This is a genomic window from Sphingobium sp. CR2-8 (assembly GCF_035818615.1).
Classification (GTDB): domain Bacteria; phylum Pseudomonadota; class Alphaproteobacteria; order Sphingomonadales; family Sphingomonadaceae; genus Sphingobium.
On sequence record NZ_JAYKZY010000002.1, the window covers coordinates 854,066 to 866,348 of the forward strand.

Annotated in this window: 13 protein-coding genes; 9 read left to right on the forward strand and 4 right to left on the reverse strand. The window is 64.5% G+C overall.

Translation table 11 applies throughout. The features are described 5' to 3' along the window. Window positions 1-81: 81 nt before the first annotated feature. On the reverse strand, window positions 82-1,884 hold the full coding sequence (locus tag U5A82_RS08045) for an IlvD/Edd family dehydratase (RefSeq protein WP_326290006.1): 1,803 nt from the start codon (window positions 1,882-1,884) through the stop codon (window positions 82-84). Window positions 1,885-2,023: 139 nt separating this feature from the next. On the opposite strand from U5A82_RS08045, the gene U5A82_RS08050 reads away from it, so the two are divergent. Together U5A82_RS08050 and U5A82_RS08055 are read left to right on the forward strand one after the other, a co-directional pair. Next, on the forward strand, window positions 2,024-2,929 hold the full coding sequence (locus tag U5A82_RS08050) for a 2-dehydro-3-deoxygalactonokinase (protein ID WP_326290008.1): 906 nt from the start codon (window positions 2,024-2,026) through the stop codon (window positions 2,927-2,929). Continuing rightward, window positions 2,926-3,558 (forward strand): 2-dehydro-3-deoxy-6-phosphogalactonate aldolase, encoded by a 633-nt coding sequence (locus U5A82_RS08055; protein WP_326290010.1) that lies wholly within the window; start codon window positions 2,926-2,928, stop codon window positions 3,556-3,558. The genes U5A82_RS08050 and U5A82_RS08055 overlap by 4 nt, the downstream gene beginning before the upstream one ends. A 4-nt stretch (window positions 3,559-3,562) precedes the next feature. On the opposite strand, the gene U5A82_RS08060 is transcribed toward U5A82_RS08055, so the two are convergent. Next, window positions 3,563-3,901 (reverse strand): response regulator, encoded by a 339-nt coding sequence (locus tag U5A82_RS08060; RefSeq protein WP_326290011.1) that lies wholly within the window; start codon window positions 3,899-3,901, stop codon window positions 3,563-3,565. After that, on the reverse strand, window positions 3,844-5,604 hold the full coding sequence (locus tag U5A82_RS08065; RefSeq protein WP_326290013.1) for a hybrid sensor histidine kinase/response regulator: 1,761 nt from the start codon (window positions 5,602-5,604) through the stop codon (window positions 3,844-3,846). Before U5A82_RS08065 ends, U5A82_RS08060 begins: the two co-directional genes overlap by 58 nt. Before the next feature lie 146 nt (window positions 5,605-5,750). Here U5A82_RS08065 and U5A82_RS08070 point away from each other — a divergent pair, with 146 nt between their 5' ends. The 4 genes from U5A82_RS08070 (at window position 5,751) to rpsI (ending at window position 8,763) form a co-directional block, all read left to right on the forward strand. Continuing rightward, window positions 5,751-6,797, forward strand: a complete 1,047-nt coding sequence (locus U5A82_RS08070; RefSeq protein WP_326290015.1) for a COX15/CtaA family protein — start codon at window positions 5,751-5,753, stop codon at window positions 6,795-6,797. Further along, window positions 6,794-7,582, forward strand: coding sequence for a hypothetical protein (locus U5A82_RS08075; protein WP_326290017.1), 789 nt, complete (start codon window positions 6,794-6,796; stop codon window positions 7,580-7,582). Before U5A82_RS08070 ends, U5A82_RS08075 begins: the two co-directional genes overlap by 4 nt. 135 nt (window positions 7,583-7,717) lie before the next feature. Then, a complete protein-coding gene (gene rplM / locus U5A82_RS08080; RefSeq protein WP_326290018.1) occupies window positions 7,718-8,197 on the forward strand; it encodes a 50S ribosomal protein L13 in 480 nt (159 codons plus the stop codon). Further along, window positions 8,197-8,763 (forward strand): 30S ribosomal protein S9, encoded by a 567-nt coding sequence (gene rpsI / locus U5A82_RS08085; protein WP_326290020.1) that lies wholly within the window; start codon window positions 8,197-8,199, stop codon window positions 8,761-8,763. The genes rplM and rpsI overlap by 1 nt, the downstream gene beginning before the upstream one ends. Before the next feature lie 169 nt (window positions 8,764-8,932). Here the strand turns inward: rpsI and U5A82_RS08090 are convergent, their stop codons facing one another. Continuing rightward, entirely contained in the window at window positions 8,933-9,826 is an 894-nt protein-coding gene (locus U5A82_RS08090; RefSeq protein WP_326290022.1) for a diacylglycerol/lipid kinase family protein, read from the reverse strand. 82 nt (window positions 9,827-9,908) lie between these two features. Between U5A82_RS08090 and U5A82_RS08095 the strand changes: the two genes are divergently transcribed. From U5A82_RS08095 to U5A82_RS08105, 3 genes are all read left to right on the forward strand, one after another. Next, window positions 9,909-10,787 carry a metallophosphoesterase family protein gene (locus tag U5A82_RS08095; protein ID WP_326290024.1) on the forward strand — a complete coding sequence of 293 codons (879 nt, stop codon included), beginning with the start codon at window positions 9,909-9,911 and terminating at the stop codon, window positions 10,785-10,787. A 334-nt stretch (window positions 10,788-11,121) separates the two neighbouring features. Continuing rightward, a complete protein-coding gene (locus U5A82_RS08100; RefSeq protein ID WP_326290026.1) occupies window positions 11,122-11,805 on the forward strand; it encodes a DUF433 domain-containing protein in 684 nt (227 codons plus the stop codon). After that, the gene (locus tag U5A82_RS08105; protein ID WP_326290028.1) at window positions 11,802-12,194 is read left to right on the forward strand and encodes a PIN-like domain-containing protein; all 393 of its coding nucleotides are present in this window, start codon (window positions 11,802-11,804) and stop codon (window positions 12,192-12,194) included. Before U5A82_RS08100 ends, U5A82_RS08105 begins: the two co-directional genes overlap by 4 nt. Window positions 12,195-12,283: the final 89 nt, after the last annotated feature.

A 12,283-nucleotide genomic window follows, 5' to 3' on the forward strand; every position in this document is an offset into this window, starting at 1 on the left:
TTGGTCACACTGTTCCCCGGCGCAGGCCGGGGTCCAGTTCTAACCGTGGGATCGGGCCGCAGCTTGTCGCTGCGGAACAGTTCAGTGGTTGTCGCGCGGCAGGCCCATGGTCTGGGCGATGCGCTGATATTTTTCCGCGCCTTCCAGAATCGCGCCGGTGTTCAACTGACCCACGACCGAACGCTGGATTTCCTGCCAGGGGGTCTGCGACGCGGGATATTGGAAGCCGCCTGCTGCCTCCAGCTTCGCCCGACGTGCGCTCAGTTCCTCGTCGGAAATCAGAACGTTCACCGTGCCGGCTTTGAGGTCCATGCGGACGCGGTCGCCGGTTTCCAGCAGCGCCAGGCCACCCATCGCCGCTGCTTCGGGCGAGGCGTTGAGGATCGAGGGACTGCCCGACGTGCCGGACTGGCGACCGTCGCCGATGCAGGGGAGGGCCGAAACGCCTTCGGTGATAAGATAGGAAGGCGGACGCATGTTCACAACCTCGGCCGCGCCGGGATAGCCGATCGGCCCCGCGCCACGCATGAACAACAGCGTGTTGGCAGTGATGCCGGTCGCCGGATCGTCGATGCGGTGATGATAATCCTCCGGCCCGTCGAACACGACCGCCGGGCCTTCGAAGGCGTCGGGATCGTCCGGGTTGGACAGGTAACGATCGCGGAACTCCGGGCTGATGACGCTGGTCTTCATGACGGCGGCGTCGAACAGATTGCCCGACAGGACCAGGAAGCCCGCATCCGTGACCAGCGGCTGGTCGAACGGACGGATGACCTTTTCATCCTCGATCTCCACGCCCTTGCAATTGTCGCCCATGGTCTTGCCATTGACGGTCATCGCGCTTGTCCGGATCAGGCCCTGGTCGATCAGCTGGCTGACCACGGCGGGCACGCCACCGGCGCGATAATAATCCTCGCCCAGATATTCGCCGGCGGGCTGGAGGTTCACCAGCAACGGCACCTTGTGCCCGACCGTCTCCCAATCCTTGAGCGGCAGTTCGACGCCCATGTGGCGGGCGATGGCGGACAGATGGATCGGCGCGTTGGTCGATCCGCCGATCGCGCTATTGACGACGATGGCGTTGTGGAAGGCGTCCAGCGTCATGATGTCCGATGGCTTGAGGTCTTCGGCGACCATTTCCACGATGCGCTTGCCAGTCAGATAGGCGACTTCCTGGCGATCGCGATAGGGGGCGGGGATCGCCGCCGACCCGGGCAGCATCATGCCCAGCGCTTCGGCCAGGCTGTTCATGGTCGATGCCGTGCCCATGGTGTTGCAATAGCCGGTCGACGGCGCGGAGGACGCGACGAGCTTGATGAAGCCTTCGTCATCGATCTTGCCGGCGGCCAGCAACTGGCGCCCCTTCCACACGATCGTGCCCGATCCGGTGCGTTCGCCCTTGAACCAGCCGTTCAGCATCGGGCCGACCGACAGGGCGATGGCGGGGATGTTGACGGTGGCGGCGGCCATCAGCAGTGCGGGCGTGGTCTTGTCGCAGCCGGTGGTCAGGATGACGCCGTCCAGCGGATAGCCGTACATCGCTTCGACCAGGCCCAGATAGGCGAGGTTGCGGTCCAGGCCGGCGGTCGGGCGCTTGCCGGTTTCCTGGATCGGATGGACGGGGAATTCCAGCGCGATACCGCCCATTTCGCGGATGCCTTCGCGCATACGCTCGGCCAGGACGATATGGTGGCGGTTGCAGGGCGACAGGTCGCTGCCGGTCTGGGCGATGCCGATGATGGGCTTACCGCTGCGCAATTCGTCCAGGCTCAGGCCGAAGTTCAGATAGCGTTCCAGATAGAGCGACGTCATGTCGATATTGTCCGGATTATCGAACCAGGCGCGGCTGCGCAGCTTGGGGAAGGTCTTGGGCGAATCGCTCATCGGGGGCATCCTGACGCAAAATTGGGGCACGGCGCGTTGACGCGCTTGGCCTCCTGATATACTCAGACAAATGGAATTTCAAGCATTCGAAGTGAGGATATGTGAGCGCTACCATAACTAAAATGGCGAGCATGTCTCGATGAGCGGTTTTGCCGTGATTGGCGATTGGGGCACCAGCCGCCTGCGGTTGTTTCGCGTGGAGGACGGCGTGATCGTTGCCCGTCGCGACGGACCCGGGATAGGCGCGGTCGGTCGCGCGGCAGAGGCGGCGCTTGCCGATACGATCGCCCCCTGGCTGGCCGATGGCACGCCGCAATCCATCACCCTGTGCGGCATGGTCGGCGCGCGTGACGGTTGGGTCGAGGCGCCCTATGCCGACTGCCCGGCCGACGCCGACACATGGCGGCAGGCGGCGGTGCGCTTCGACTGGCGCGGCGCGCCGCTCGCCATCATGGCGGGGCTGGCCTGCGAAGATGCGGTCGGCATGCCCGATGTGATGCGCGGCGAGGAAACCCAGATTTTCGGCGCGATCGCCCGCGATACCGCCCTGGCGCAGGGGCGTCGCCTGATCGTGCTGCCCGGCACCCACAATAAATGGTCGCTGGTGGAAGACGGCCGCATCCTGGCCTTCCGCACCGTGCCGACCGGCGAACTTTTCGCGCTGCTGCGCGATCAATCGACGCTGGGGCCGAAGGTCGACGTCACCGACCTCGCCCAGGAATCCGCCGGTTTTGCCGAAGGGCTGGATCGCGCGGGCAGCGCACAACTGTTGCTTTCGTTGTTCGCCGCCCGCGCCATGCGGCTGCGCAGCGGGCGTTCGCCTGACTGGGCGCTGGGCTATCTGTCCGGGCTGCTGATCGGCTGCGAAGTCGCGGAAATATGCGCGACGATGGGCGTGGTGGAGGATGTCGTCCTGATCGGCGACAAACGGCTTTCGGCCCGCTATGCGCAGGCGCTGGCGGCGCGGGGCATCGGTTCGCACGTGCTGGACGGCGACGCCTGCGCGCTGGCGGGCCTTGGTTTCATGGGAGAGATAGTGGCATGACCCTCGACGAATTGCTGGCCGACGGCGCGCCGCCGGTCTGCGCGATCCTGCGCGGGATCAAGCCGAGCGAAGCGGTCGACGTCAGCGCCGCCCTGGTCGACGCGGGCATCCGCATTCTGGAAGTGCCGTTCAACTCGCCCGATCCGCTCGAAAGCATCGCCGCGATGCAGGCGGCCTTCGGCGACCGCGCGCTGATCGGTGGCGGCACGGTGCTGAGCGTCGCGGCGGTCGAGGCGCTGCATGATGCGGGCGGGCGCATCATGGTGACGCCCAACACCCATCCGGCCGTGATCGCGCGCGGCGCGGAACTGGGGCTGGAACTGTTGCCCGGCTTCATGACGCCCAGCGAAGCCTTTGCCGCGATCGCCGCTGGCGCAAAGCGGATCAAGCTGTTCCCGGCCGCCCAGCTGGGCGTGGCCTATGTGAAGGCGGTGAAGGATGTGCTGCCCAAACATGTCGGCGTATGGGCCGTGGGCGGCACCGGCGCGGACACGATCCGGCAATGGCTGGCCGGTGGCTGCGAAGGCATCGGCGTGGGCGGCGCGCTCTACAAGCCGGGCGACGATGCGACGATCGTGGGCCAGCGCGGCCGCGATCTGGTGGCGGCATGGAAGGCGATCAAGGCCTGACCCGTCAGGCCACGCCCTCTGTTCTTTCCACCGGGCGATCGAGTATCTCGCGTATCTTGGCGGCCAGGTCGGCATAGCCGAACGGCTTGGGCAACAGATCGACGCCCATGTCCAGTCGGCCATGATGGACGATGGCGTCGCGAGCATAGCCCGTGGTGAACAGGATTTTCATGTCCGGCCAGCGCGCCCTGGCGATATGGCCCAGATCTGCCCCGGTCATGCCGCCGGGCAGCACCACGTCGGTGAACAGCAGGTCGATCGGCGCGTCCGCCGCTTCCAGCGCCGCTAAGGCAGCCGGGCCGTCGGCGACCGGGATGACATCATAACCCAGCTCGCGTAGCACTTCGAGCGAGTAGGCGCGGACATTGTCGTCATCCTCGCACAGCAGGATGCGCTCGCCTCCCCCGACGGAACCGGGGCGACCGTATCATGCGCATCATTGGCTGCGACACTGCCATGATGGCGGGGCAGATACAGCAGGACATGCGTCCCCTGGCCGGGTTCGGACTGGACGCGCATATGGCCGCCCGACTGTTTGATGAAGCCATAGACCATCGACAGGCCCAGCCCGGTGCCCCGTCCGACCTCCTTGGTGGTGAAGAAGGGTTCGATCGCCTGGGCCAGGATCGCGGCGTCCATCCCTTCGCCGCTGTCCGCCACGCCGATCACGACATAGGCGCCAGGCGCGACCTCGGCCTCCTCAGCCGCTTGGTCCGTGGCGATCAACTGGTTCGTGACCTCGATGGTCAGCCTGCCACCGTCCGGCATGGCGTCGCGCGCATTGACCGCCAGGTTGAGCAGCGCATTCTCCATCTGGTTGACGTCCACCTCGATCGGCCAGGACTGGGCCGGTCCCGTCGTCGCGACCGTGATGGTTTCGCCCAATGTGCGGTGCAGCAGGTCGGACATGCCAGCGACCAGCCGGTTGGGATCGGCGGGGCGCGGATCGAGCGGCTGGCGGCGTGAAAAGGCGAGCAGGCGCTGGGTCAATATCGCCGCGCGGTCCGCGCCCGCCGCCGCGCGAGCGACCATGCGCTGGAGCCGGGCATCGTCGGCCGGCAGGGCGCGTTGCAGCAGGTCCAGATTGCCGGTCACGATTTGCAGCAGATTGTTGAAATCATGCGCGACCCCACCAGTCAGCTGGCCCAGCGTCTCCATCTTCTGCGCCTGACGCAGGGCCGCTTCTGCCTCGCTCAACGCACGGGCGTCGGCGCGCTGCTGCGTCACGTCGCGGGCGACGCAGTAGATAAGGTCGCCGTCTGGCACGGCGGTCCAGCTGAACGTGCGATAGCTGCCATCCCTGGCCCGGAACCGGTTGTCGAAACGCAGCACGGGCTGGCCATTGGCCAGCTCGTCAAGCCGTTCCTGCGTCCGCGACAGGTCGTCGGGATGTTCCATCCATTGCGACCGTCGGCCAATCAGTTCGTCTTCGCGCCATCCCAATATATCGGTCCAGGCAGGACTGGCGGCCAGCCAGACCCCACGCGTATCGGCGATCAGGAAGGGGTCGCGCGCCAGCGCCCATAGGCGGTTGCGGTCCGCCAGCATCGCGCGTTCCGCCTCGACGCGCTGCGTCGTCTCGCTGACGATGCACAGGACGCCGCCGACCGCGCCATCCGCTTCGAACACCGGCGAGTAGGAGATGTCGAAATAGACGGTCTCCCCGCGTCCGCCATCGCGCTCGATATAGAAGGGGCGATCCTTGGCATGGACGGTTTCGCCGCTATCCAGCACCGAATGAAGCAGAGGACCAAGATCGTCCCAAAGTTCCGCCCATACCTCATGTCCGGGACGGCCCAGCGCGCGCGGATGCTTGTCGCCGATCGTGGGCCGGTAGCTTTCATTATAGAGCGCACAAAATTGCGGCCCCCACAACAGCGCGATTTCCGCCTTGGAAGACAGCATCAGACGGACGGTCGAAATCAGGTTGGGAGACCAGCTATCGACCGAGCCGAGCGGGGATGATGCGTCCAGTTGCGCGATCAGGGCGCCCATCGGTCCCTGCGTGGCGATCATCGCGGCTGGCCCCGTCGATGCGGCGGTCATGGCAAATCCCTGCATTATATCCAGTCGGTCGGATACGCCCGTCGGACGATATGTTTCCTCTCTGGCAGCCCCCGGGATGATTTGTCCATGCCCGACATCGGGTGCGACGCCTTGAAAAGGGGCTGGGTTGGGCGCATGGACCGGGCATGACAGCATCCGCCTTTTCCCGTTCCCGCCGCTCGTCCAACCCGCGTCCGGCGGCCATCGCGCGATGGCTGCTGATCGTGGCCTTCTTGGTGTTCTGCATGGTCGTGGTGGGGGGTATAACGCGCCTGACAGAATCGGGCCTGTCCATCACCCAGTGGAAGCCGATCACCGGCGCCATCCCGCCGCTGACCCACGACCAGTGGATGGACGCGTTCCGCCTGTACCAGCAGATCCCCGAATATCAGCAGCTACGCCACGCCATGACGCTGTCGGATTTCCAGTTCATCTTCTTTTGGGAATGGTTGCACCGGCTGCTCGGCCGGTTGATCGGCGTCGCCTTTGCCCTGCCGTTGATCTGGTTCGCGGCGCGGCGCGCTATTCCCGCTGGTTATGGCTGGCGACTCGTGGCGCTGCTGGCGCTGGGTGGATTGCAGGGCGCGATCGGCTGGTGGATGGTAAAGTCGGGCCTGTCGGTCCGCACCGACGTCAGCCATTATCGGCTGGCGGTGCATCTGCTGACGGCCCTGTTCATCATCGGCGGTCTGATCTGGACGGCGCTCGATCTGCGCGCGCTGGCGCGATCGACCCGCGCGCAGCCCGCCGCGCTGCGTCCCTTCGCGCTGGTCGTGTTCCTCATCTTGCTGGTCCAGTTGATGCTGGGCGCTTTCACCGCCGGGCTGGACGCGGGCTATGTTTCCAACACATGGCCGCTGATGAACGACCATCTGGTGCCCGAAGGGATCACATGGCTGGGGTCGCTCTGGGCGACGGTGTCGAGCGATCCCTATCTCGTCCACTTCCTCCATCGCTGGTGGGCGTGGGTCGCGGCCGTCGTGCTGATCCTGTTGGCCCGCCGTGCGAAGCAGGCGGGGCAGCGGGGCGCGTCGATCGCGATCAACGCCATGCTTGGCACACAGATATTGCTCGGCATCGCCACGGTCATCAGCGGCATCGCCCTGCCGCTCGCCGTGCTGCACCAGGCGGTGGGCGCACTGCTTGTCGCTTCGGCCACCTGGGGTGCGCATGCCATCGGCGCGCGCCGTTGAGGCGGCTGATCGCCGTCGCGCTCGTTGCGCTGGCGCAGCCGGCCGCTGCGCAGAGCATCGCCATCCCCTTCGCGCCGCCCGTCGATCGTCCGCTCGTTTACCGGATCGAGCAGCATCGGCCGGTGGAGGGCGCGACCCGGCGTTTCAGCGCAACCCGCGACCTGCGCTTCGAAAAGGCCGGGGACGGCTATAGTCTTGCTGCCACTTTGCGGGACATAGACAGCGACGCGCCGCCCGCAGGATCGGAACCCTATCGTGCCGCGCTCGGCCCGATGGTCGGCCTGACGCTGCGGTTCCGGTTGAACGGGCAGGGGCGGATCATCGGCCTGGACGATCAAGATGCGGCCTGGGGCGTGGTGCAGGCCGGGGTCGACGCCATGCTGGCGACATTCGCGCCCGACACGCCGCGCCACAAGGCCGCCGCGAAGGTGCAGGCGCTCTTCGCCAGCCTGTCGCCCGAGGGACGGCTGGCGCTGCTAGCGGGGGAGATCCAGCCGCTCTTCCTGTTCGCGGGCAGCGGCGTGGAGGGCGGCGAGGGGCGCGGACTGCGCACCGTGGCGGGATCGCCGCTCGGTCGGCCCGTGCCGGTGGAAGGTACGCTGCGCGTCGTGGGCCAATCGACCCAGGGTGTGGATCTGGCGGAAAAGCTGGCGGGGGAGGGGGTGCAAGTCGGCATCGACTATCATCTTTCGCGCATCACCGGCCTCGTTGAAACCCAACGCCGCAGTCTGGCCCTCGGGTCGCTGGCGTTGACCGAAATCCGGACGCTGACACCCGCTCCATAAACGACGGTATCATTTTACCCGTCAGCAAAGGGGCAGAATCTCTTGACTTGTCGGGCCTCACCCGTCATTAGCGCCCCACTTCCGGGTGTCGGCAACGGCGCCCGGTTCCTTTTTACATTCTGGAGTATTGGCACCATGAAGGCGCTGATGAAGACCACCAAGCCGGCGACCCCGGCAACGGTCGAAAAGAAGTGGATCCTGATCGACGCCGAAGGCGCCGTCGTGGGCCGTCTCGCTTCGACCGTCGCGAATATCCTGCGCGGCAAGCACAAGACCAGCTTCACGCCTCACGTCGATTGCGGTGACAATGTCATCATCATCAACGCGGGCAAGGTGAAGTTCACCGGTCGCAAGCTGACCGACAAGGTCTATTACAAGCATACCGGCTATGCCGGCGGCATCAAGGAAACCACCCCCCAGAAGATTCTGGAAGGCCGTTTCCCCGAGCGCGTCCTGGAAAAGGCCGTCGAGCGTATGATCCCCCGTGGTCCGCTGGGCCGTCAGCAGATGCGCAACCTGCGCATCTTCGCCGGCGCCGAGCATGCGCATGAAGCCCAGAACCCCGAAGTGCTCGATTTCGCGTCGCGCAACCGCAAGAACAAGGTGGGTGCATAATGTCCGATAACCGCCAGTCCCTGTCCGACCTCGCGTCGCTGACCAACACGCCTGCGCCCGTCGCCGCCGCGCCTGCCGCTGCCGCTGCTGCGCCCGCCGTCGAAGGCGAAGAAGCCGCGCCCGTCATCGCCGCACCGGTCCAGCCGTCCGCGCCGCTGCGCGAACAGGAAATCGACAGCCTCGGCCGCGCCTATGCGACCGGCCGTCGTAAGGACGCCGTCGCCCGCGTCTGGGTAAAGCCCGGCACCGGCAAGATCACGGTCAACGGCCGCGATCAGGAAGTCTATTTCGCCCGTCCGACCCTGCGTCTGGTCATCAACCAGCCGTTCGGCGTGACCGAACGTAACGGTCAGTATGACGTCATCGCCACCGTCAAGGGCGGCGGTCTGTCCGGCCAGGCCGGTGCGGTCAAGCACGGCATCGCCCAGGCGCTGTCGAAGTACGAACCGGCGCTGCGCAGCGCGGTCAAGGCCGAAGGCTTCCTGACCCGCGACAGCCGCGTCGTCGAACGTAAGAAGTACGGCAAGGCGAAGGCCCGCAAGAGCTTCCAGTTCTCGAAGCGCTAAGCGCTACCGAACTTGGGAAACAGAGAAGGGGCCGGTTTCCGGTCCCTTTTTTGTTGTCCGCGATAGGGCGATTACACTTCAGGCCTGTTCCCCGGCGCAGGCCGGGGCCCAGAGTTCTAGACGGGCGCACGCGGCTTCTGAACCCTGGCCTGCGCTGGGAACTCCTTAGCTATCTCCCCGGCACCGCGACCTCGACAGCGCCCGCCGCGATCTTCACCGTCACCGGCGTCTTGGCCAGCACTTCGCCGTCGATGGAGATGCGCTGGCGCGGCACGGTGTCGATCCGGAACGTCGTGCCGTGATATTCCTCGGTATGGGCGTCGCGATCGCGCAGCTTGACGAATTTGGCGTACCAGTCCCAGGCGAGACGGGGCTTGCTGCGCCCGACCACGGCCTGCACCACGATTTCCCCGGTATCGACGTCGGCATGGTCGGACAGTTCGACCCCGCCATGATAGGGACCGTTCAGGATGCGCACCTCCGTCGACCACATGCGCCGTTCCTTCACGCCATCGTCGATCGTCAGGCGGAACGCGCGAAAGCCGACCGAGCATTTGACCGCCCACATCAGATAGCCGACCCGCCCCAGATAGCGTTTGAGCTTATGCGGCACCGTCCGCCCGATCATGGGCGACAGGCCGAGCGAGGCTGCGTTGACGAAATAATCATTGTCGATCATGCCCAGGTCGACCCGGCGCCGCCTGCCCTTGGCGATCGCCTGCACCGCGCCATCCAGGTCGAGCGGCAGGCCCAATGTCCGGGCGAAGCTGTTCGCGGTGCCGAGCGGCAGCACCCCGAACACGCAATCCTTGCCCACCAGTTCGTCCACCGTGCCCGACATGGAGCCGTCGCCGCCGCCCACGATCACCATCGGTGCGCCGCTGGCGACAGCGTCCCGCACCGTGGCCGCCATCTGCTCGGGATCTTCCACCGCATGGGCGGCGATCAGCCTGACGCCCGCCGCCTCCAGCTTTTCCTTGGCCTCCGCAAAGACATCCTGTCCGCGGCGGCTGTGGGCGTTGACGACCAATATGGCGTCCTTGGGAAGGGGCTTCGTTTCCATGCCGCAATAACTCCGCCAAATCGATTTCGGGTGCATGGGAAAGCGCAGGGGAAACCATCTCCCATGGATTCGTTACCCTGACATGGCCCGCATCGCTCATCTGTCCGACATCCACTTTGGCGCGAACGATCCCAAGATCGTCGACGCCGCCACCGCCTGGCTGGAGGAACGCCGGCCCGACCTGGTCGTCATCAGCGGCGATTTCACGCAGCGGGCGCGGGTGGCGCAGTTCCGGCAGGCCGCCGCCTGGCTCAACCGGCTGCACGCTGCGGGCCTCAAGACGCTGGTCATTCCGGGCAATCACGACGTGCCGCTCTATGACGTGGTGCGCCGCTTCGCGCGGCCGCTGGCGCGCTACAAACGCTATATCAGCAACGACATCTGCCCCTTTTACGAGGATGGCGAGGTCGCGATCCTGGGCCTCAACACTGCCCGGTCGCTGACGATCAAGGACGGGCGGATCAATCATGACCAGATGGACATGCTGCGCGATCGGTTCGCCCGGGTTGCGCCCGACAAGACCCGCATCCTGGTGACGCACCATCCGCTCTTTTCCATGCCGATCGGCCGGGGCGGGGAATTGAGCGAGGCGGTGGGCCAGCATGACGATGCGGTGAAGGCCGCGTGCGAGGCCGGGGTGCATCTGGCGCTGGCCGGTCATTTCCACCGCACCTATGCGGAGTCGGCGCAGAAGATGGTCGAACATAGCGGCGGCGCGCTGGTGATCCAGGCGGGCACGGCGACATCGACCCGCCTGCGCAACGCCGAACCGCAAAGCTTCAACTGGCTCCACGTCCGCCGCAACAACGAAATGGAGTTGCAGGTGATCGTCTGGGACGGCGCCGCCTTCCGCCGCGCGAGCCATGTGGAATATCGGCATGGCGACGACGGCTGGGCGTCGCGGGCTGTGGATGACGGGCCGATCGTGGGGGAACTGGCGGTAGAGGCGGCACGGGCGTGAAATAGGCAATGCGCCGCTTAACTTCCCATATTTCCCGCTGATATTGAAATATTGTGAGGCAGGTAGGAAATTTCCGTGCGCTGTGTGTGGTTGGAGATGCCGATGGTGAGAAGGAGCGGTTGCGAATGTTACTATCGGGTTTTCGAGTAGGACAGGTGGCAGAAGGTTGCATTTGGCCGGTGAGGGAGGGTCCGCTTACCGGCGGGCACAATATCTGCTTTGCCTGAAGGTCGAGACGCCGTTACCTTGAGGCAGCGCGGCCAGCGAACTACGCAGAAGCCAATTGCAACCAAAGCACTTTGCGCTCAGTAAACGCTGTGGCTATACAGCCAACATGGAAACCGCTGAATTTGGCATAGGCGTATATACCGCACTGGAGGCGGCCCGGATGGTCGGGATGAGTCCCGCTACGCTGCGTCGGTGGGTTCTCGGCTATGCACATGATGGTCGTTCAGAAGAAGCCTTATGGCGCTCACAATATGCGCTTGACGAAGACGGCGTTCTACTAGGGTTTCGCGACCTCATTGAAGCGAGAATTGTTAACGCATTGCGCGAGAAGCGTATCGGCCTACCTACGATCAGGAAGTGCATCGAACGCGCCCGAGAGATTGTAGGCGATGAGCGTCCATTTTCGACGCAACAGTTCAAGACCGATGGAAAGACGATCTTTCTTGAGATAACCCGTAACCTCGATGAGCCAGTTTTCATCGACCTTCGCAAGAGCCAAGGTGTTTTTAAAAGGGTAATAGAGCCAAGCCTACAGGATTTGGATTTTGGCCCGACTGGCGCAGAGCGCTGGTGGCTGCTGCATGGCAAGAGGACGGTTGTGGCAGACCCCACTCGTTCATTCGGCCAACCGATCTTGGCGGATCATGGGATCTCCACTGCACGAATTGTTGAGATTGTAGAGGCAGAAGGTTCGGTGGATCGAGCAGCGAAGGTTTATGAGATCAAACCACGCGTAATTCGTGATGCGATTGCCTACGAGGTCAGCATCGGCAATCGCAGAGCAGCGTGAAGCTCCTAGTCGATAACAACCTGCCTCCACGCCTTGCCCGAGGGCTGGGCGCGTTCTTTGATGACGACCATGTCGTCATCCACATTAGGGACAAATTTGGGAGAGGTAACCTTTCCGACGAAGACTGGATCAAGATGCTCGGGCAGGAAGGACGCTGGTGCGTGCTGACTGGAGATCGCAATATTGCGAAGAAGCGTCCGTCTCGGCAGCTATTCTTAGCCTCCGGCCTGATCGGATTTTTTCCATCATCATCGGTTGCCAAATGGCCAACGGAGCGTATCGCAGCGCGACTGCTGACGCTGTGGCCATCACTCGTCAACTTATCCGAATCGGTGAGTTCAGGCTGTTATGAAATCAGCGCGACAGGCGACCGCCTGCGTGGGTTATGACGTGCTAGGCGTGAACGTCCGCTTGTCAGCGCAATGAAATTACAAGCGAGTGGCAAAAACTGGCGCACCCCTGCCAAATCAACAAAGCG